The organism is Ruegeria sp. CDSB013 (genome assembly GCF_059611165.1).
This window is the reverse complement of record NZ_JBXWPA010000024.1, coordinates 1-20,841: the sequence shown is the minus strand read 5'-3', so window position 1 is coordinate 20,841 and position 20,841 is coordinate 1. Positions and strand designations below refer to the sequence as shown.

Sequence of the window (20,841 nt, the reverse complement as noted above, 5' to 3'; positions counted from 1 at the left end):
ACCTCACAATAGTGTCTCGTTGTGTTTTTGGCTTTCACTTGTGACGGTTGTGTTCATTCAACCGACCATTGGACTGGCTGCTGAATGCGCACAAATTTCTGCACTTGAAAGCTATGATGACACCGGGATTGCACCTGTTGGGTCCGTATGCCTGCCATTTGACGGCTTGGGCAATTCACGCGGCGTTTCGTGTTAATGGGAATTTCAGTTCAGAAGCGATGAGGCCACAAGCTACTTCCACGACACATGGGCTGAAGTGGCGCGTTGCCGAGACGGTACGACTGCTCCGATTGATAGGCAGGTCAATCACCCAGACAGCTATGTGCTTAGAGAATTGGACGCTGGAATTCGTGTCTATCGGGTTGCCATTAAAGACAAGAGCCAAGAGAAGCGCACACTGGTTTTCCTGAGTGTCGAGCACAACAACTGAGACGACCGCCTGACGTCAGTTCCAACGGGATCGCTTCAACCACCACCTTGGGTGTGCAAAAGATTCCGTCCGTCAAGCGACCAAACATGATTTCAATTCTATTTCGTAGTTTGTAGCAGCGTTTGTTGTACTAGGCGGGCTTGTCGCGTGATTTCCGGACCGGGATGCAGGGCTTTAGGCCCTTGTTATAAGGGCTTCGCGAAACCCGTCCGCATCATAGCCGCGATCACCCAGTAACCAATCAGCGATGGCAGGCTGTTCACCAGTGCCCTGGCGCCCGTGAAATCGCTGATTTGCCAGCGGAAAGGAAGTAGCGTATCGGACGTCCGAGACTATCGGTAACAGCATGCAGCTTCGTGTTCATGCCGCCTTTGGCTCGCCCGATCAGCCTGCCACGACCCTCTTTTTCAACCGCAGGCTGGAGGCCGTGCGCTGCGCTTTGAGGTCGGTCGCGTCAATCATGTTGGTCTTGTGATCGGTCCCCTCCGCTGCCAGTCCGGCCATGATCCGAGCAAACACGCCCATATTTCTCCACCGCTTCCAAGGGTTATATAGCGTCTTTGGCGGGCCATACTCACGAGGCGCATCTGACCAGCGCAACCCATTGCAATTGATGAAAATAATGGCGCCAAACACAATCCGATCGTCAACCCACGACTTGCCATGGCTCTTTGAAAAGTATGGCCGAAGACGCTCCATCTGTTGGTCTGTCAACCAGAATAGATTGCTCATGAAGTACCCCTGAAACTCCGGGGCTTGACTCATGCAGCCGAGATAGTGGCAACAAATTTATGGGTCCAGAACCTAGGCATATGCGCGCTGGTCAGGACCTTGGGGCGAGATCACCACCAATGGTCCGGCAGCCTTCGGCCACTCCGAAGAAGCCATTGCGCATCTGATCCTCTCAGGCGCTTTCGTCGGGTTCTTGCCATCTCACCTTGGGCAGCCTTTTGAGGTATCACTTCAGATGCGTCGAATAGGCTCAAAGAACCTGACTTTCACAACACCGGCTGGTATTCTGCAGTCCGCAAGGGAAAAGGAAAACCCACTTGCTCGAGCCTTCCTGGAAGGGTTGCAAAACGGAGTGCACTGACCCAATTCAACGGCCCATATTCAAACCCGCGCTCTGAGATTGGCAGCGGCCCAAACCGGATGAGGTGGGTGGCTCCTGTTCCACCGGCATCGAATATGCCAAAGTGTAGATGTCATCGACTGCTAGAAAAGTAGCGACCCAATGACAGTAAAGACCGGAGGCCTGGATCTGGCCAAGGATGTTTTTCAAGTTCACGGCATTTCAGAGAACGGCCGAGTGATTTTCGACAAAGCCATCAAACGCGCAAAGCTGCTCCGCTTCTTTGAGACGCTTCCACCCTGCAGGGTCGGGATAGAAGCCTGCGGCTCGTCTCATCACTGGGGTCGCCAGCTGCGCAAATTAGGGCACGACGTGAAGCTCAAGCAGGCCGGATACGTCAAACCCTATTGAAGCGCGGCAAGAACGACGCCGGTGATGCTGAGGCGATCTGTGAAGCGGTCCGTCGACCAACCATGCGATTTGTCGAGATCAAGACGGAAGAGCAGCAAGCCATTCTCTCAATCCATCGGACTCGAGATCTGGCCGTTCGGCAGCGCACCCAACTGGCCAACATGATCCGCAGCCTTTTGCGTGAGTTTGGGCATATCTTGCCCATTGGGATCGAAGCAGTGACGGCTTTTGCAAAGCGTCACCTTGATGGCGACCATCCAGAAATGCCGGAGATCGCCAACGGCATGCTCGGTATCCAGTGCTATCAGTTCCTCGGCCTGAACGAACGCATCGTTGGCTATTCTAAGATGATCCAGCAACATGCCCTTCTGAATGCAGATGCACGTAGATTGATGCGTATGCCTGGTATCGGCCCGATCACGGCTTCAGCGATTGTGGCTACGATTGGCGATGCTAAACAGTTCCGGACCGGGCGCGATCTGGCGGCTTGGCTCGGACTGACCCCACTTAACAAATCCAGCGGTGGCAAGGAACGTCTGGGCAAGATCACGAAGCAAGGTGATCGCTACATTCGCAAGCTGTTGGTCGTAGGCATGACATCGCGTGCTGTGATGGCGAAACGTTCGCCAAAGAAGGTCGATTTGTGGACAGCAAAGATCATCGCAGGCAAGCCATTCCGACTCGCAACAACTGTCATGGCCAACAAGGCCGCACAGGACATCTGGGCGATGCTCACAAAAAAACAGGAATACCGGCAGCCTGCGTTCTAATCGCGTTGACTGTCCACGAGATGCACGGCGTTGAAGTGATGATGCGAAAAAAAAGTCAACCAAGAGCAAGGAATCTCCGGGAATGGCAGCGACCCTCAGTGGTCGATAACCCGATTAGAACCTCGCTCGCGAAATTCATCAGGCCAGTGGCGACAATGCCGCCACGCAAATAGGCCGGACAGACGAGAGTACTGACAAAAACACCCGCAAACATCGCCAATAAACTCTTGCAATGCAGGAGCCACCCACCGAGGTCACTCAACGCCCGCGCGCGACGCTGCAGTCGCAGCCCGTCGAAGCGGACCTCAATCGATCGCGCAGCACCACGGGCAATCTATGAGCGAGGCCAATCCGAACGCTGTCAACTCAATCGGACCACTTCATTTAATGACAGGCACTTTACACACCCAGGGTCGCGTTAAGGCGTGACGCGTGCAAAAAGATACAATTTATGGTATTATTTCGCACTTAATTTCGAACAGGTTTATTGCTATGGACCAAGATCGTTTTAAGCACAGACTTCGTTTTGCTATTGGGATCACGCTTTTATCGGGCATCGTGACGTCAACCGCTTCCGGCTAGGATGTTGACGCGCCAATGGCGTCCGGCATCTCGGAAACAACGATGCGCGTGCCCAGCCACTAAACAACGCCTTTCCCGCAAGCTTCATGGGGACTTGGGAACCCTATGACGATGGCAACTGGCTGAATTTCGACCTCGACTTCACCAGCGGCACCGAAGCCATTGAGATGCTCGAGGCGCGTGTCACCTACAGGGATGCCGATGGCATGGAACTGGGAACCGCGACCGTGGGACAGCGCGACCTGTCCTTTGCGGTACTCAGCCGGACCGACACAGCCGGAGCGGCCCTGCCTCCGGCATTTGATGAAACCGGTGGACGGCTCGACGATTTCGGCTCCTTCGGCGATCAATGCGTTGCGGACATCGTGATAGACTCCAATGGTCTGCTCTACGCCGGAGGGTCAGGGACCAATTCGACGCTATTCGTCGACGATGGCGGCGAGCCGCTCATCCCATGCGCATCGCCGTCCGCTCTGCCGAACGGATCGCTTTTGTCGCGCTATACCGAGGACGGAGACAATGACGATGCCTTCTCGGCCAACGGGTTGGAAGCGTTGTCGATCGCAAATCCGATCGTTGAAAACGGGACGATCAGACATGGCGTGAACGCTATAGCGGTCGATGCTCTAGGCAATATCTGGGCTGGCGGCGAGGCGTGGCTGCTGGATGTTCCGTCCGATGACGACCTGCTGTCGTGGTGGTCCGTCATGCGGATCGATACGAATGGCGCTGTAGAGCCGTTTTTCGGCGCTCAGATTCTGTTTCCCGAGACGGACAACGGCAGAATAGCCGATCTCGCTTTGCTGTCAGGCAGCATGATCGCCGTCGGCTCCATCGAAGTCGAGGACCGGCCACGGGCGACGCTTGGCATCATCAGTGCAAATGATGCCGAGATCATGGTCGAGGATTTCCTGCCCGACGACATGGTTTCGACATACAGCACTGTCGCATTGGACGACGAGGATCGCATTTACGTCGCCGGCTGGTTCGGTCCGCTGCAGGAACTGATTGTCGATGAAGACGACGAACTCGAAGACCGGACATGGTTCGTCGCGCGGTTTCTGTCCGACGGCATGCTCGACGAGGATTTCGGCACGGCAGGCCGAGTCGATGTCGCCTTTCCAGGGGTCGACCGGGCCGCACCCTTGGCTATGGCCATTGACGGTGACGACCGGATCGTCACCGTCGGCACCGTGTCACCGGGCCCGGGCATCTCGGCCCAGGCCGCCATCGTTCGAATGACATCCTCCGGCGAACTTGACGACGCGCTTGCCCCGGCTGAAGCCGGTACGGGAATCGTGGTGAGGGATTTTGGATTTCCCGGCCTCGTCGGCGCGGGCGATGTTGCGATCGATGCGGAGGGCAGGATCGTTGTCTCCATATTCACCTCTGACATGTTCGCGGCCGTCCGTCTGCTCGATGATGGCGACCTGGACCAGGATTTCAACCAGAACGGCATTGTCGTACTGGAACATCCGGACACGCCTGACCGGACCGGCACGCGATCCACGTCGGTCGCGATCGCATCAGGCAACCGCGTGGTTTTGGGCGGCTGCGCCACCAGCGCTTCAGGCGAGGGGAATATTGCATTGATGCGGCTGAGGGAGGATGGTCTGCTGGATTCCAACGCCACACAGATCCCGCCAGCAACCCGCGTCATCGTTGCCTTCCCCGACGAAGCGCTGGCGGATGACGACCGGTTGTTGCCCTTTGCGGGCGACCCGCCCGCAAGCGTGGATGTCGAGCTTGACGTGCGCGAAGTCGACACTGACGAGGAATGGACGCTTTCGTTCAACGAGATTCCCACGCCGACTTTCGCACCGGTTCCGTTCACCGACGGATCGACCTACGTCTTCCCGCTTTCGCCGACGCAACTGTTTGTCTCGCTTCCCGATGACGATGCCTGTGCGGCGCTTGACGACAATGACGACGGCGATGACGAGACAGCGCCCAATCCGCCGGTTCTGAACTACCGGATCAATGTTGCGCATGAGCTTCGCTTTGGCGATATCGAAACCCATCACCGGCATTTCGTAAACAGCCTGAACAACCCAAGCGCGACCAACAACCAGCGCTACGCCTATAATATCGGCGTCACGGATGCAGACGGAAACCTGTCCCGCCCCCTCGACGATGCGTGCGAGGGTATCGACAACCTGCAGAACACCGACAGTTACATCTGGGGCCAGCCGGTGATCGCGATCGCCGATGGCGACATCGTCGGCCTCGACAATAGCCAGCCGAGCAACCCGCGCCCGGGTCCACGCCTAGCGAGTGTCCCGGCGCCCGGGAATTTCATCTCGATCCAGCATTCGAACGGAACGGTCTCGAACTACTAACACATGATCCCGGGCTCCATTCCTGCGAATTTCGGAATGATCGGATCCTGCGGAATGGGGCAGGTCTGCAGTGTCGAACAAGGTGACGTGATCGGCATGGTCGGCAATTCCGGTAACAGCAGCGGGCCACATCTGCATTTTCAGCTGATGGACGGACCGAGCCTGAACAACGACGACGGGCTGCCGATCGGGTTCAGCAACGTGATACTGGATGGTATGCTGCAAACGAATGTCATTTTCCACAGCCGACAGGTGCTAGGCGACATCCTGCCAATACCCGAAACCATTGAATTGAATCCGCCGACACCCTCGGGTGCGGTCGGCGAGGCAGAGCCAAATGACGGTCTTGCCGAGCACCATGCCGTGACGCCACCGACCATCGTTTCCGGCACGATATCGGTAGTCGAGGCCCCCACCGTCGCAGTGCGCGGCGATCCGGTCGAGGACATCTACCGGTTCCAGAGCGAAACACGTGCCAGGGTGTTCATCCGGCTCGAGGCGGCTCAGGCTTTTGAAGACCTTGACGTATATCTGCTGAACGAGGGCCTACAGATGCTCAACCCTGACCGCGCAGGCTGGGGTCCGGGCGGGATCGAGGAAATCGTGCTCACCGTGCCACCGGGTCGGTTCTATGTCGCGGTTTCGGACCCGGAGGACGGCTCGGGGGTCGATTACGAGCTCGAGATCGATATTCGCCCATTCGCCTGGCAGTATTCGGCCAAGGTGGTGTGCGGCTCACAGCCCGACCCCGAGAACGGGCGTCTGGTGCCGGGACGCTACGCGACAACCGTCAACATTCACAATCCGGGCGGCAACGAGGCGCTGGTTTTCAAAAAGCTTGCACTCGCGTTTCCGCCGGTTGAACAGCGGCCGGGACGAATTTACGAGATTGGCGAGGACACGCTCGGTTATGATCAGGCGGTGAAGACGGATTGCGCCGATCTGGAACTGAATGCGCTCGGTGGCGCACCACCCGAGGGCGAAACCTATTACGAAGGTTGGGTCGTTGTTCAGAGCACCGAACAACTAGACGTCACAGCGGTTTACTCCGCGGCGACGCTGGGGCCTGAAGGCAACGTGACCGGAGCCCACTCGATCGACGTCGAGCAGATTTCTGAACACGGCTTGGGCGTCGACCTTTCGGTCACCAAATCGGCCGAGGATTTCACCTGGCCGTTCGGCGACCGTTTGCTCCATTTCATCCTCTACACGGTTGACGTCGCCAACGCCGGACCGGCGGTTGCTGGCAATGTCCGGGTCAGTGACACCATGGCCCTAAACCTGCTGAACGCAGATGGCGCAGCAGCGCTTCTTCCGTTGCCGCTCGATCTGCCGCCGACAGGGTCGCTGATCTCGATCGAAACCCTGTCGCAAACCGAATCCGCGGCGGAATTCGATATCGGCGACATCGCCCCCGGATCGGTGCGCAGCATTCGGTTCTGGGGCGTTGCCGCCGCGGGCGCGACAGGTTCCCCGGCCTTTGCGTTTGTCAAGAACACTGCGGTGGTCCGGGCTGGCGAGGCGGAATTGATTGAGGACGACAACAGCGACAGCATCAACACGGCGATATTACCATGACTCAGATGACGCGTATTCTGCTGACCGGCCTTGCGGCGCTCTCACCTTTTTTTACCTCCAGCACCTCGGCGCAAAACAGCGGAACCGCACCTCCAAAACCCGAAATCCGGCCGGAAATGCGCATCTGCGGTCAACTGGCGCAACGCGACTCGCTCGCTCAGCTGGATAAGCACCTAAAGCAGTCGGGCCAGGTTGATAGAGACAGCGCCAACTACCGCGCGCCCGACCTGCCAGAAGACCTGCACGCCATGCTGCGATGTCTCATGGCCCGAATCGATACCGGCACTTAGCTGCATTGTGCCCGGCTCGAAACACTCCAAAGTAAACCCTTCCAGCAGTTGAGGCATTTTTTGCGTTTCCGTGCGGCAGCCCGGCCAATTAGAGCGGTTTGTGTTTTATCTATCCCGAATCCTGCGGCTGTAGAGAAGTTGCAGCATTCTTCGTCAGTGAAGAGCTCGCAAACGCGACCTACGGCATTCCATAGATCGTGGATGGTTCGGGGGCTCTGCTGCAAAGAATTAGCTGTTGACGCGCTGGGGTTTCGCGCGTGGATGGCTTTCGGTCCCAATTGGTCGAAAGTCATTCACCCGCAGCATCCCACCTCGTCAAGAGCCAAAAGTCTGCAATAGATCCTCCAGTAAACCGTCGCTTCTGGCTGTTCCAAAAGTTTGCGAAACATTTAAGATAATCGGGTGGAAATACCGTAATGCTCTTTATTGGCCCATTACGCGCACTATTGCAAAGCCTGGAAAATTGCACAGTTTTCGCAGTATTGATCAGGCCAATAGATGCCAACAAAGAACCATATCGACGGTTTAGCTACCAGACTAACTTAGTTGGCGCGCGATCTGTTCTACCAGCTCTTGAGCAACCTCCTCTGACACTCCCCGCAACCGTACTCGAATGCGAACTTCATCTGGTGACAGCTCGGCCTGTACTGCCCCCCCTCCAGCTAACTTGACCGGTGTCAACGGCATGACTAGCTGCGGACGCCCTCCACGGGCTTTCTCGGCAGTAGGTGAAGGAGACGAATTCATTGCACCTTCCAGAGCATCCCATTCGGTTTTTGGATCGATAACTTCGGCTTCAGCAAGAGCTTGACGAAGTTTGCTCTGGGCACCCCCTCTCAGCGCCGACGCGAGTTTCAAACCCGCTTTTTCCGAAATCGCCACAGGATGCTGCAGTAAGTCGCCGAGCGCCTCGTGGATCATCGCAAAGCTTCGAACTTTCGATCTCTTGGCTTTGGAGGCGGTCGCAAATAGCACATCGACTGCGGCCTCAGTCGACTCGAATATTCCCTGTCCAACAGCCAGAACTGCGATACGTCCACGCTCATATGGGCTCAGGTTTAGTCGGAGTTCATTTTCTTCAACCATCGACACGTAAGCCCCCTGCCCCGAACCGGCTTCCCTCACGAAGGCTGGAATGGTTTCAAACCGATCATCAGTTTTGGACAAACGTCTAAATGCGTCTAAGCGCCTGAACCCCGAGATAAGACCAAAGCCGTCGCCTACACGAGTGACTTCAATGGGTGTGCGCAGCCCGTTAGCCCGCAAAGACTCCAGAAGTTCCGCCATAGCCTCTTCGTCTTCGACCATTCGATCTCGACGAATATATTCGGCATCGATCAATTCCAAAGGCAGTATTTCAGCCACCAATCCGGCATCCTGAGCGTCTCGCCAACGTGCGGCGTCGCTTTGATCTTTCGCCAACTCGACACGATCCGTCACAGTTGTCATTCCGTTTAGCGACGCAGCTTCAGCCGCCACCTGAGCAATTGGTGGTGTGGACGACGAACCCTCAAACGGATTCAACGAAGGTTTCGCGGCGAAACCCACCTCCAACTCTTCCAACTCCGCTGTATTTGGAACAGCAAGCCTTCTACGTTTAGCCATTCGAATCTCCTCCCAATTGGGCATCGCGCCACCAGCAACCTATTAGAACTTCTTTGAATTCCGCGTAGGTACGATCAAAAGTTTCACGTCCACGGACATAGGTTTCGCGGTTAAAATCCCGGTAGTCAGCCTCATAAATACCGTTCACTTGTTCACCCGCCTGCCCGACCAACGCAGTGAAATCCTGTCGGTAAGCGTTCATGAAGTCGCCAAAGTACGCCTGGATCACGTTCGCCATATCTGTCTGTTGGCTGGCATCAAATCGGGTAATGATTGCCCGAACGACATCCCATTCGAACTTCAACTCCGGCAATCCGGCTGCTCGTTGGGCGGTGTTTTCCCCATCTTCAATACTTGCGAACGTCGTATAGAGCATGTCAAAGAACCGGCCGGTTGAATCAAACTCCAGGAACGAAGCTCCGAGCGGTACCAAAAGGATGTCAGCCGCGGCCAAAGCGTTGATTGTTAGGTACCCAAGTGCAGGAGGTGTATCAATGAAGACCACGTCATAATCGTTGAGAACACCCTCATTCTCGAGAAAATTGGTGAGGCCATCCCACAATGGCCAACTTCTTAATCCCATACGCCACACTGGAATCTGGAACTCTGCCCAATACAAATTCAGCTGGGCACCAATAAGGTCAATATTGGGCCAATGGGTTTTCTGAATAACATCGGTTGGAGTTGTATTTAACGCCTCTTGCAGTGTCTCATCCAAAGGGATTTCGGCCTGCCCGCCGACCTGCCTGACGCGGTTTTCTTCTTGAACAGCCCTTGCGTAATCTTTGGCTATCAACGGAAATACTGTTTGCCATTCGTCCGCAACTGTTCCGCCAAGAATTGACGTCATTGATCCCTGGCTATCCAAATCAATTACAAGAACTTTGTACCCATCCAATGCCGCAGACATAGCGAGGTGAGCCGCAGTTGAAGTTTTGCCAACCCCCCCTTTGAAATTTGCTACCGATACAACTTTCGCAGGCAGGCCCTCCGGGCGATATGGCAAGTATTCTTTGGTGCTGACACCTTCTGCCGCAAAGTGTTTTCGAAGGATTAAAACCTCTTCAAGAGTAAACCACTTTGACCCCGCTTCTCCTTCTCCTTGTGGAAGCTCTGCATTAGCTTTGAGAACGCGCCTTAGGTGAGCGGGCGCTACAGGAATAAGGTACTTTGTGATTTCCCAGATAGAGAAACGACGTAACCGTTTTTCACCGTCGGGCGCATAGCCTCTCCGGGCTAAATCTTCGCGTCCTTTTGCACAGAACGCGGCGGCTTTTGCGAATCGCGAAGTTCCAATAGGATCTGGCAACTTCGCCGCTGCGCTTTCTGGATCGAGGTTAAGATAAGGGGGCAGGGGAGGTTGGTTAGTCTTATTCACTGTCGATACCTCAGGTAATGTTCGCCTTGTCAGCGTATATGGTGGAATGTAGCGAACATTTGGGTGAGAGGCTATCCTTCCTTTTCGTTTTTTCCACAGAAGTTGAGGCGACCACCAGGTTTCGCAGCGAAACTCAAAGAAATAACGAAAAAGAACGCAACAAATCGTTTAGTTTATTTGCAATATTTAGAATCTTTGCGAAGATAAAAATATTTATAATCAAGTAGTTAATCGACATTGGGTATCCGTTTACAGGGTGTAGGGGACCCTAATACGGGATCATAGGTACCCAAACACAGGTTCTGTAGTGTCAAGTTACGGTAAATAGGGGGCCGATTCTCAGGATGGTGCAATTCAGGGCGGAAAAGGCTCTAATACAAGGTTCAAGGAACGAGATTATCCTTGTTCTTTGCTTCGAGGGAATCCCATTTTGGGTGTTTCTGTGGATAACCTCAGGGCCGCGTCCAATAGGTACCCGTTCACGGGATAAAGCTAATCCTGTATTTGGGCACCCAAATAAGATTGCAACTCAGGTACCTATTGTGCAAACAATAGGGAAACGAGCAGCCAGGCAGAATCATGCCGGATACACAAGTTGACATGGACAATCTCTCAGGCGCGTTACGCCGTGAGACAGTAAAAAAGAACGTCGCCGCGATTCACATCAGTGGCAAGCTGTCGTTATTGCAACGCAAGCTGTCGAACGTATTATTGTTGAATGCCTATGATGCTTTAACGTCTGCACCGACCCATACAATTGATGCCAGAACATTGGCGATGATGGTTGGGTATAATTCAAACGACTTTGACACTCTGCGTGCAAGCTTGCGGGCTCTGGCTGAAACGGTCGCCGAATGGGATATGCTGGACGAACAGGGGCGCCAAGAATGGGGTGTCTCATCTTTGTTGAGTTTTGCCAAACTGAAGAATGGTATCTGTGAATACGCATATTCTCCGGCGTTGGCGCAAAAACTCTATGATCCAAAAATTTACGCGTTAATAAATGTCCAGATTCAAAGAAATTTTAGTTCAGGGCACGGCTTGGCGCTTTATGAAAACTGCTATCGATTTGTCCGGACAGGGTCGACGGGTTGGTGGGCGCTGGACGTCTTTAGAAAGCTAATGGGAGTCGACGGGAGCGAGTACTATGGCAGCTTCAAGCACCTAAATGCCAAGATCATCAAGCCCGCCGTCGCCGAAGTTAACAAAAGCTCTGATATTCTCATTGAGCCGGAGTTCCAAAAAAAGGGACGTACAGTTACAGATATTCGGTTCCTGATAAAGGGCAACCCGCAGAAAGCGATGTTTGAGATTGACGATGAAGATGGCGTTCGCAATCTGACAATCTACAAGACGCTGCGCCAGCAAGGTGTGTCTGACAGGTTGGCGCGACAATGGATTTCTGAACATGGCGAAGACTATGTTCGGGAAAAGCTCGAATATGCCAAGGGCAGGGATGGTGTAAAGTCTACTCTTGGTTTTCTGTCTGCTGCCTTGCGGGACAACTATCAAGTGCCAGAAACGAAAACTTCGATGGTGCCAGACCCATCAGCGGGTGAAGCTGCAAAACGCAGGATTGCCGAACAAGAGCAGCAGGACAAGGAATACGAAGCAAGGACTGCAGAGCGAACCGAACGTGCGCGGCGATTGGCAATTGTTGAGGATCTGGTTTCGCGGCGAAACCCAACGCAGCGCGATGCGGATAAGCGGCTTTTTCTGTCGGGCCTTGATAATGACCTCGACCGAGAACATTTCAGAGCTCATGGATGGCGATCAGGGCTGAATGCCACCAAGATCTTTGAATTCTGGGAGGAGCTCGAACCAGACGTATTCACATGAGAGGGTTTCTAAGTGCATGTATCCAAGGGTACCGCTTGTTAAAAGCAGAAATCGAAGTCCATCAAGTACTGCGTGGTGTGCATTCTGCGTAAATTCTGCGCATTGAGGTTGCTTTCCTTTTGAGTGGTATGAGTGTTTGTGCTTGTGTCGCAAACTTTCTCGGGGCTGTCAAAAATTAGGAAATTGTTCTGTTTACATTCAGCTTGAAGCCGAACTGATGGCCGAAACTGAGCGACTAGAGGCCAATTTTTCCCTGTGTTGATCCTCATTCGCGTACTCACATGTCGCCTATCGGGAAAATATTCTGCTCGCAAAATCTTTGCGACAGAACCGCATGATCTCGTTAAAAGGTTGTCATTTCCCCAAGGATGCAGTTTCGTACGTTGTTTACTTCTATCTGCGGCACACAGTGTCCTATCGTGACTTGGAAGAGATCATGGCTGAGCGCGGTGTGCGGGTTGATCATGCCACATTGAATAGGTGGGTTGTGAAATATTCACCGATTGTCGCAGCTCGTGCGCAGTCAAAGAAGCGTCCAACACTGAGTTCGTGGCGCATGGACGAGACTTATATTCGAGTTCGCGGCAATTGGATGTACCTCTATCGGGCCGTCGACAAAGCTGGGAATACTCTTGATTTCATGTTGTCTGAGCGCAGGAACCGTCCAGCAGCAGCAAGGTTCTTCGCCAAAGCGCTATCGACAAATGGAATCCCGAGCAAGATCGTCATCGACAAAAGTGGCGCCAACGCAGCGGGCATTCGAGAGGTGAACAGGATCCTGAAGCGGTTTGGCTGCCTAGCCAAAATCCAAACGGTCAGGTCCAAGTATCTGAACAACCTGATCGAACAGGATCATCGATTTATCAAGCGTCGCGTCCGGCACGTGTGTGGGTTCAAATCGTTCAGATCCGCCTCGGCTACACTGGACGGCATCGAAGTCGCCAACATGATCCGGAAGCGGCAATTCCCCAGCAATACGACGTCTGGCTTCCAGCTATTCGCCGAGATCGCAGGATAGGTGTATCCAGTAAGTCGCTGACTTTGGCCGCTCCAAATGTTTGCGACACATCCTTCGGCACTATATCTCTCGTTAACAAACCCGAACCAACACCAGCCCTTTGAGATTCGCAGCGTGACTTGTGCAACGGAGATATGACTACTTGCTAGCCAAAAATAGATGATTTGCGCGACCATTAGCGAAGCCTAAAAATCCTGCGGTACGGCCCAAAATGTAAGTTACCTCCGCCCGCTTAATATCTTCGCCAAATCAGGTTCTGTCTTTTGGGTTTGTTCGAGATCCAGCGAATTCTGAACATGAAGAATATGGTGACGTATGGCGTCTTCGGCCGCCTGCGGTTGGCCATCTGCAATCGCGTCAATGATCGAAGTATGTTCGTCATCCGGGCAGGTGGCATTGCGGTTCGATCCGAACAGGGCAACGATCAGTGAAGTGCGGGTGACCAACTCTCGCAGAACGCGGGTCAGAACCGAGTTCTTGTGACATCGCGCCAGTTCGACGTGAAAGGCACCTGAAAGACGGATCATTTCCGTCCTGTCATCATCATTCCGTGCAATCTCTTCTTTCTCGACATGCGTACGTAGGGCTTGAACGCCCTCGTTACTGATACCGCGCGCCAATTCTCGCACGATACCAGTTTCAATCATCAGACGGGCAACAAAGACCTCGCGGGCCTCATCGGCGCTGGGGCAGGCAACATAGGCCCCTCGATTGGAGTGCAGATCGACGATCCCCTGGCTACTAAGCAGCAACAGCGCGCGGCGCACGCGCATTCTACCGACGCCGAACGTCTCACACAAAGCCAGTTCGCTAAGCTTGGTTCTGGGTGCCAGTTTCTGCTCCATCACCGCAGAATAGATCCGATCAACGATCATTTGTTCATCAGGATCAGTTCGCAGGGTGCTTAGCTTGTCTTCAGATTCGTCCGTCATCTCGTTTCATTCCGGTGGGGTTGGCCTGAATTTTGTTAATAGCTGCAAGGTTTTCTTCTTACAATATATCGGTTCTTTGTTGACAATATCAATGTTTCTCCAAACATAAAGTGTTGACAGAAATTGTTAACAATGCAGAACTTGACGCGTTCACCGGGATTCGACCGATGACACAGTCTATTTTTGCAAGCGCCCGAAAGAGGCGCGGAGACCTCAGTAGGGAGGAAACAATGAAACGCAGAACTCTGATGAAATCATCGGCTGCTTTGGCGCTGGCCGCATCCGTTCTTGGATCGGCCGCCTGGGCCGAAAACCCCGTCCTCAAGATAGGCTTTGTTGGCGTGACCTCTGGTCCGGCGGCGGCCTGGGGCATTTCCAATCAGCGCTCGATGGAAGCGCGCGCTGAATGGATCAATGAGTCTGGTGGTTACAAAATCGGTGACACCACCTACGATATCGAAATCGTCTCGTTTGACGATCAGAAAGACCCCAAACGCGCCATCGCCGGTATGGAAAAAATGGCGCAGGAAGGTATCCACTATGTGGTCGGCCCCAACGTGGATGACGGTGCCGCAGCGGTGCGTCCGGTCGCCGAAGCCCAAGGGATCATGTATTTCCCCTATGCCTTCCCGAAAGAACTGTACTCGGCCCCCGCATCGAATGCCGTTCTGGGTATGGTTGCGAATTATCAATCCGGTCCCGCGATCTATGAATACCTCAAGGATGAAAAGGGCGTGAAATCTGTTGCTTTTGTGGCTGCGAACGAATCCGATCCGCTGAGCCAGCGGGATGGAGGTATCGAGGCTGCCAAGGCGTTGGGGCTTGAGGTTGTTTCCGACAATGTGACCTATCAGGTGGACACCACCGATTTCACGCCGGTGCTGACCCCGGTCATGCGCACGCAGCCAGACTTGCTGGTCCTGTCCGGCGTTTCCCCGGCCAATGCGCCACAGCTGATCCGTTCGGCGCGCGAGCTTGGGTTCCAGGGTATCATCTCAACCGAAACCGCGCAGGATGCGACGGTTCTGCGCGAGGGGGCAGGGGACTTGGCAAACGGGTTCATTTCGGTTGGCGGTGCGTCAACGCCCGAGATCGCATCGGATGACATGAAAGAATTCGTCAAACGCTATACTGATATGTTCGGCGAATATAACGACGAGTCCAACACTAAAGTCTATGCGCTGGAGTACATTCTGGCGACATTGAATGCGAACCCGGCGGGCATCGAGGACGTTGCGGCGTTCCAGACCACGATGGATACGTTCGAGGCCCCCAACCCGTTCATGAAGGGCGACGCCAAGATGCGGTATGTGGGCACGACGTCGTTCGGACAAAAGCGTCAGATTGCCGTTCCACTGGTCGTCAATGTCTATCAGGACGGCGAGTTTGAAACGCTCTTTGTCGCTGAAGTCGACTGAGGCAATACTCCCAAAACAGGTAAAAGCCTAACAAACCACTCACTCTCCCGGGCTAATAATCAGCCCGGGATACCCGAAACTTTCGCGGGACACTCATGGAACAAATACTAGCAAATGGCATCTATCTGGGCGCGCAATATGCGATGATCGCCCTTGGATTGACACTGATTTTCGCCCTGATGAACGTGCTGAATTTTGCCCATGGGCAAATGTATGTTCTAGGTGGTTTTGTCACCTATACGTTTTACGGACAGCTGGGCTGGCCGTTTGTGCTGGCGCTTTTGGCGTCCTGCATCACGCTTGCGGTACTTGGCGCATTGATCGAGCGTTTTCTGTTTGCGCCGGTCATACGGCGATCTTCCCGCGAGGAGAGCACGATGCTTCTGGCGGCAGGTTTGGCGTTCTTTTTCGACGCCATCATCTTGCTGGTCTTTGGCGAGAAGCAACGCGGTGTTCCCAAAATCGTCGACGGTGTTTTCAATTGGGACTTCCGATTGATCATGCCCTATGACCGCATCCTGATCTGCGTTCTGGCCATCCTGTCGATCATCTCGTTTATCTTGTTCATGCAGTATTCCAAAACTGGCCGAGCGCTGCGCGCGCTGGCGCAGGATCGGACGGCGGCGCAGTTGATGGGGGTCAACGTCGCCAGGTATTCGATGATCGGGTTCGCCCTTGGCGCCATGCTGGCCGGTCTGGTTGGTGGATTGCTGGTGACGATCACCGGCGTCAATCTTGGGATGGGTGGACCGACCTCGATCAAAGCCTTCATGATGGTGATGATCGGTGGTGCGGGTGTGATTTCCGGCGCGATTGCGGGCGGGATCATCCTTGGCTTTCTCGAAGCCATTGGTTTGGCCGTTCTCTCGCAATATGGCGACATCACCTATCTGCTGATCTTCGTCTCGCTGATGATTTTCCTGGCCATCCGTCCGCAGGGGCTGATGGGCAAACCGTGGGGATAACGCAGTGCCGAAACTCAACATGATCCAATGGGCGGGTGTAGCTATCTTCCTGTTGGCCGTCTTCATCGCAATACCTGGCTTTATCGCGGCATCGGGGCGGTCCGACCTGTATTATACTCTGACCTCGGTGGCGCTCTTGTCTATCGCCAGCGCCGGGGTTTGGCTAACTTTCTATATCGGGCGCATCAATATCGGTCAGGGGGCATTTGCCCTTATCGGGGCCTATGTTTCGGCCGTTTTGGTGACCAAAGCTGGCATGTCTTTTTGGCTGTCGCTGCCGCTGGCGGGGTTGTTCGCTGCCGCTGTGGCGGTTGTAATCGGGGTTCCGATCCTGCGCCTGCGCGGTGTTTATTTTGCCATGATTTCGCTGGTGCTGACGCAGGTGGTCACCCTGACCGCACTGGCCTTGCCAATCACAAATGGGGCCAAGGGTATAACCTCGATCCCGCTGCCCGGAGGGATGTCGGCTCTGGGCCTGACCCTGATCCCGGATTTCGCGACGCTGGAGAACCCAAGGCTTGCCTTCTACTACGCCGCCTGCGTGCTGATGGTATTGACCTTCGCCGCCATGTATCGGCTGGTGAATTCGCGGCTTGGCCATCTGTGCCGGTCGATGCAGCAGAACGAGGAGTTGGCCAGTTCGATCGGCGTCAATATCTCGTACATCCGGGTCATCGTGTTCGCGATCTCGTCCTTTTTGGGCGGCATCGGTGGGGCAATGTTCGGCTCAATCGCGCAGTCGGTCTATCCTTCTAGCTTTCAGGTCGCAGACAGCGTGAATTTCATGCTGAATTGTTTCCTAGGCGGGTTGGGATATGTCTTTGGCCCAATGCTGGGCACTTTGGTTCTGTATTTCGGTTGGGACCTGCTGTTTGAATTGGGTCGCTTCCAACTGCTGGCCTATTCCAGCTTGCTGATCATCCTGATGCTGGTGCTGCCCAACGGGCTGCTGAGCCTTCGGTTGCCCGGTAAGAAGGGGGCTGACAAATGAGCCATCTTCTGGAAGTTCGCCATGTCACCAAAAAGTTCGGTGGTCTGACCGCCAACAGCGATATCTCCTTCAACGTCAATGAAAATGAGATCCTGTCGGTGATCGGGCCAAACGGGGCAGGCAAAAGCACGCTGTTCAAGATGATCTCGTCCTTTTTGCCTACAACAACTGGGGAGGTGCTGTTCAAAGGCGAGAGGATTTCGAACCTGAAACCGCATATTGTGGCGCGCAAAGGGGTCGTCCGCACGTTTCAGGAAACAACAATCTTCAAGTCGATGACCGTGCGCGAAAGCATCGTCGTCGCTCAGCATTTGCGGGCCCGCGCCTCATTGGCGGGGTATTTCTGGGGCACCAGGATGGCGCATGAGGATGTCGATAGCTTTGGCCAATATGCCGACGATCTGATCGAATTCCTCGGCATGACCGAGATCGCCAATGAGCAGGCCTCGAACCTGCCACAAGGGAACTTGCGGGCTCTGGGAATTGCCATTGGATTGGCCACTGACCCCAAGGTTCTGCTGTTGGACGAACCCTTTGCCGGGATGAACCATGACGAGACCATGAAAATGGTCAATCTGGTGCGCAAGGTGCGCGATGATCGGGGCGTTACGGTGCTGTTGGTGGAACACGACATGCCTGCGGTGATGAATATATCCGATCGGATTGTGGTGCTGAACTTCGGCGAGATGATCGCCGAAGGCACGCCTGCGGAGATCCAGAACAACGAAAAGGTCATCGAAGCCTACCTGGGCAGTGCGGATGACGAGATCGGGATCTAAGCCATGACAAAGATGTTGGAATTCAAAGATGTCGAGCTCTACTACGACCATGTCTATGCGCTGAAAGGTGTGTCGATCGATCTGGAAAAAGGTGAAACCGTTGCTTTGATCGGAGCCAACGGAGCCGGTAAAAGTTCGATCCTGCGGGCGATCACCGGCTTGGCCAAGGTCAGATCCGGCTCGGTCGAATTTGAGGGTGAACAAATTGACGGTGCCAACCCGGCTGATATCGTTTCCAAAGGCATTGCCATGGTACCGGAAGGGCGTCGCGTCTTTCCATATATGACCGTAAAGGACAACCTGCTGATGGGGGCGTTCACGCGGTCCGACAAGACAGGCATCAAGGAAACGCTCGACTCTGTTCTGGAACGGTTCCCGCGTCTGCGGGAACGTTTTTCTCAATCCGCCGGAACGCTTTCAGGCGGTGAACAACAGATGATGGTGATCGGCCGCGCGTTGATGGCAAAGCCGCGCCTGTTGCTGTTGGATGAACCGTCGCTCGGGATCGCGCCCAAACTGGTGCAGGATATCGCTCGATCAATTGTCGCGATCAATCGCGACGAAGGTGTTTCGGTTCTGCTGGTTGAGCAGAACTCGCGCATGGCGTTGTCGATCTCGCATCGCGCATATGCGCTGACCACAGGAAACGTCGCCATATCGGGAAATTCCAAGGAACTTCTGACCGATCCCCGGATCAAAGCCGCCTATTTGGGCGGAGAAGTGTGAGGACGTTGTGAAACTGCTTGTTGTCAATCCCAACACCACTAGTTCAATGACCCGAAAGATCGAGGCGGCCGCCCGGGCCGTCGCGGATCCTGGTACCGAGATTATTGCCACGAACTCGCAAGATGGCCCGGCCAGCATCCAGGGCTTTCTTGATGTATCCACTTGCGTGCCTGGATTGTTGGACGCTGTAAAAGAACATCCGGATGCCGATGCCATTGTTGTTGCTTGTTTTGATGACACCGGCGTTGATGCCGTACGCTGTATCACATCGGCCCCGGTCATCGGTGTGGGCGAGGCAGCATATCACGCGGCGTCGATGATAAGTCCAAAGTTCAGCGTCATCACGACATTGTCCCGTTCGCTTGCGGGATTGGAGTCGAACCTGTTGCGCTATGGTCTCGACCGCCGCTGTGTCCGGGTTCGCGCATCAGACGTGCCAGTTCTGAAACTTGAGAAAAACGACCCGAACACCGTCGACAAAATCAAGGCCGAGATAAGGGCCGCGATAGATGAAGACAGGGCTGAAGCCATTGTTTTGGGATGTGCTGGGATGACAGACTTGATGTCGCATTTGTCCGAGGAATTTGGGCTGCCGGTGGTTGATGGCGTTGCATGTGCCGTCACCTTTGCGGAGGCGATGGTCAAAGCCAAACTGAAAACGTCGAAGCTGTGTTCTTATGCCTGATCAACACGTTTGGGATCTTGCGTTGTGTCTCGAATATTCGGTGAGCGGGAAATGTACGCTCGCCTGGCACAGATTTCCCACGTCATCAACAAATTGGTAAAGTCCTGGGGCCAGTTCCCATGTCCAGTGAATTGAGAGGATGGCTTGCTGCGTTTCCGTTTTGCTCTCGACAAACCGCATTGTTGGTCAACAGACCGCGTCACAGATGGATGTGTAGCAAACATTTGGAACGGCCAAAGTCAGCGACTTACTGGATACACCTATCCTGCGATCTCGGCGAATAGCAGGAAGCCAGACGTCGTATTGCCGGGGAATTGCCGCTTTCGGATCATGTTGGCGACTTCGATGCCGTCCAGTGTAGCCGAGGCGGATCTGAACGATTTGAACCCACACACGTGCCGGACGCGACGCTTGATAAATCGATGATCTTGTTCGATCAGGTTATTCAGATACTTGACCTGACCGTTTGGATTTAGGCTAGGCAGCCGAGCCGCTTCAGGATTTTGTTCGCCTCTCGAATGCCCGCTGCGTTGGCGCCACTTTTGTCGATGACGATCTTGCTCGGGGTTCCATTTGTCGATAGCGCTTTGGCGAAGAACCTGGCGGCTGCTGGACGGTTCCTGCGCTCTGACAGCATGAAATCAAGGGTATTCCCAGCTTTGTCGACTGCCCGATAGAGGTACATCCATTTGCCGCGAACTCGAATATAGGTCTCATCCATACGCCATGAACTCAGTGTTGGACGCTTCTTTGACTGCGAACGAGCTGCGACGATCAGCGAGTATTTCACAACCCACCTATTCAATGTGGCATGATCAACTCGCACACCGCGCTCAGCCATGATCTCTTCCAAGTCACGATAGGACACCGTGTACCGCAGATAGAAGTAAACAACGTACGAAACTGCATCTTTGGGGAAATGACAGCCCTTTAAGGAGATCATGCTCAAAAAAAACCTGTTCGAAAACTATTCGACCAGTACAAAACTCAGATCACGCAGGCTCGCCAACTAGACCCCAGAGTTTGCGACACA

General features: G+C 54.3%; 16 protein-coding genes and 2 pseudogenes. 13 read left to right on the top strand and 5 right to left on the bottom strand.

Annotation, left to right across the window (positions count from 1 at the left end):
- Positions 1–368: 368 nt before the first annotated feature.
- Positions 369–1,162: pseudogene (locus tag AC2FJF_RS23755) on the bottom strand (IS5 family transposase).
- A 502-nt stretch (positions 1,163–1,664) separates the two neighbouring features.
- On the opposite strand from AC2FJF_RS23755, the gene AC2FJF_RS23750 reads away from it, so the two are divergent.
- The 5 genes from AC2FJF_RS23750 to AC2FJF_RS23730 all read left to right on the top strand — a co-directional run bounded on the left by AC2FJF_RS23750 (position 1,665) and on the right by AC2FJF_RS23730 (position 7,472).
- Positions 1,665–1,913 carry a hypothetical protein gene (locus tag AC2FJF_RS23750; RefSeq protein WP_496727471.1) on the top strand — a complete coding sequence of 83 codons (249 nt, stop codon included), beginning with the start codon at positions 1,665–1,667 and terminating at the stop codon, positions 1,911–1,913.
- Positions 1,802–2,683, top strand: a complete 882-nt coding sequence (locus tag AC2FJF_RS23745) for an IS110 family RNA-guided transposase (RefSeq protein WP_496727477.1) — start codon at positions 1,802–1,804, stop codon at positions 2,681–2,683. The genes AC2FJF_RS23750 and AC2FJF_RS23745 overlap by 112 nt, the downstream gene beginning before the upstream one ends.
- Positions 2,684–3,351: 668 nt before the next feature.
- Positions 3,352–5,604, top strand: a complete 2,253-nt coding sequence (locus AC2FJF_RS23740) for a hypothetical protein (protein ID WP_496727470.1) — start codon at positions 3,352–3,354, stop codon at positions 5,602–5,604.
- A 36-nt stretch (positions 5,605–5,640) separates the two neighbouring features.
- Positions 5,641–7,182 carry a hypothetical protein gene (locus tag AC2FJF_RS23735; RefSeq protein WP_496727469.1) on the top strand — a complete coding sequence of 514 codons (1,542 nt, stop codon included), beginning with the start codon at positions 5,641–5,643 and terminating at the stop codon, positions 7,180–7,182.
- Positions 7,179–7,472, top strand: a complete 294-nt coding sequence (locus tag AC2FJF_RS23730; protein WP_496727468.1) for a hypothetical protein — start codon at positions 7,179–7,181, stop codon at positions 7,470–7,472. The genes AC2FJF_RS23735 and AC2FJF_RS23730 overlap by 4 nt, the downstream gene beginning before the upstream one ends.
- 537 nt (positions 7,473–8,009) lie before the next feature.
- On the opposite strand, the gene AC2FJF_RS23725 is transcribed toward AC2FJF_RS23730, so the two are convergent.
- Together AC2FJF_RS23725 and AC2FJF_RS23720 are read right to left on the bottom strand one after the other, a co-directional pair.
- Positions 8,010–9,077, bottom strand: coding sequence for a ParB/RepB/Spo0J family partition protein (locus AC2FJF_RS23725; protein ID WP_496727467.1), 1,068 nt, complete (start codon positions 9,075–9,077; stop codon positions 8,010–8,012).
- Complete coding sequence (locus AC2FJF_RS23720; RefSeq protein ID WP_496727466.1) at positions 9,070–10,455, bottom strand: AAA family ATPase; 1,386 nt, start codon at positions 10,453–10,455, stop codon at positions 9,070–9,072. Before AC2FJF_RS23720 ends, AC2FJF_RS23725 begins: the two co-directional genes overlap by 8 nt.
- 579 nt (positions 10,456–11,034) lie before the next feature.
- On the opposite strand from AC2FJF_RS23720, the gene AC2FJF_RS23715 reads away from it, so the two are divergent.
- Together AC2FJF_RS23715 and AC2FJF_RS23710 are read left to right on the top strand one after the other, a co-directional pair.
- Positions 11,035–12,294, top strand: coding sequence for a replication initiation protein (locus AC2FJF_RS23715; RefSeq protein ID WP_496727465.1), 1,260 nt, complete (start codon positions 11,035–11,037; stop codon positions 12,292–12,294).
- Positions 12,295–12,628: 334 nt separating this feature from the next.
- Positions 12,629–13,312 carry an IS6 family transposase gene (locus AC2FJF_RS23710; RefSeq protein WP_496727464.1) on the top strand — a complete coding sequence of 228 codons (684 nt, stop codon included), beginning with the start codon at positions 12,629–12,631 and terminating at the stop codon, positions 13,310–13,312.
- A 218-nt stretch (positions 13,313–13,530) separates the two neighbouring features.
- Here the strand turns inward: AC2FJF_RS23710 and AC2FJF_RS23705 are convergent, their stop codons facing one another.
- Positions 13,531–14,244 (bottom strand): GntR family transcriptional regulator, encoded by a 714-nt coding sequence (locus AC2FJF_RS23705; protein WP_496727463.1) that lies wholly within the window; start codon positions 14,242–14,244, stop codon positions 13,531–13,533.
- A 230-nt stretch (positions 14,245–14,474) separates the two neighbouring features.
- Between AC2FJF_RS23705 and AC2FJF_RS23700 the strand changes: the two genes are divergently transcribed.
- From AC2FJF_RS23700 to AC2FJF_RS23675, 6 genes are all read left to right on the top strand, one after another.
- Positions 14,475–15,662, top strand: coding sequence for an ABC transporter substrate-binding protein (locus tag AC2FJF_RS23700; protein ID WP_496727462.1), 1,188 nt, complete (start codon positions 14,475–14,477; stop codon positions 15,660–15,662).
- Between the two features lie 95 nt (positions 15,663–15,757).
- Positions 15,758–16,627 (top strand): branched-chain amino acid ABC transporter permease, encoded by an 870-nt coding sequence (locus AC2FJF_RS23695; protein WP_299896066.1) that lies wholly within the window; start codon positions 15,758–15,760, stop codon positions 16,625–16,627.
- A gap of 19 nt (positions 16,628–16,646) precedes the next feature.
- Entirely contained in the window at positions 16,647–17,618 is a 972-nt protein-coding gene (locus AC2FJF_RS23690; protein WP_496727476.1) for a branched-chain amino acid ABC transporter permease, read from the top strand.
- A complete protein-coding gene (locus AC2FJF_RS23685; protein ID WP_496727461.1) occupies positions 17,615–18,397 on the top strand; it encodes an ABC transporter ATP-binding protein in 783 nt (260 codons plus the stop codon). Before AC2FJF_RS23690 ends, AC2FJF_RS23685 begins: the two co-directional genes overlap by 4 nt.
- A gap of 3 nt (positions 18,398–18,400) precedes the next feature.
- Positions 18,401–19,123 carry an ABC transporter ATP-binding protein gene (locus tag AC2FJF_RS23680; RefSeq protein ID WP_496727460.1) on the top strand — a complete coding sequence of 241 codons (723 nt, stop codon included), beginning with the start codon at positions 18,401–18,403 and terminating at the stop codon, positions 19,121–19,123.
- Positions 19,124–19,130: 7 nt separating this feature from the next.
- Positions 19,131–19,808, top strand: coding sequence for an aspartate/glutamate racemase family protein (locus tag AC2FJF_RS23675; RefSeq protein WP_496727459.1), 678 nt, complete (start codon positions 19,131–19,133; stop codon positions 19,806–19,808).
- Positions 19,809–20,068: 260 nt separating this feature from the next.
- Here the strand turns inward: AC2FJF_RS23675 and AC2FJF_RS23670 are convergent.
- Positions 20,069–20,751, bottom strand: a pseudogene (locus AC2FJF_RS23670) (IS6 family transposase).
- Positions 20,752–20,841 lie beyond the last annotated feature (90 nt).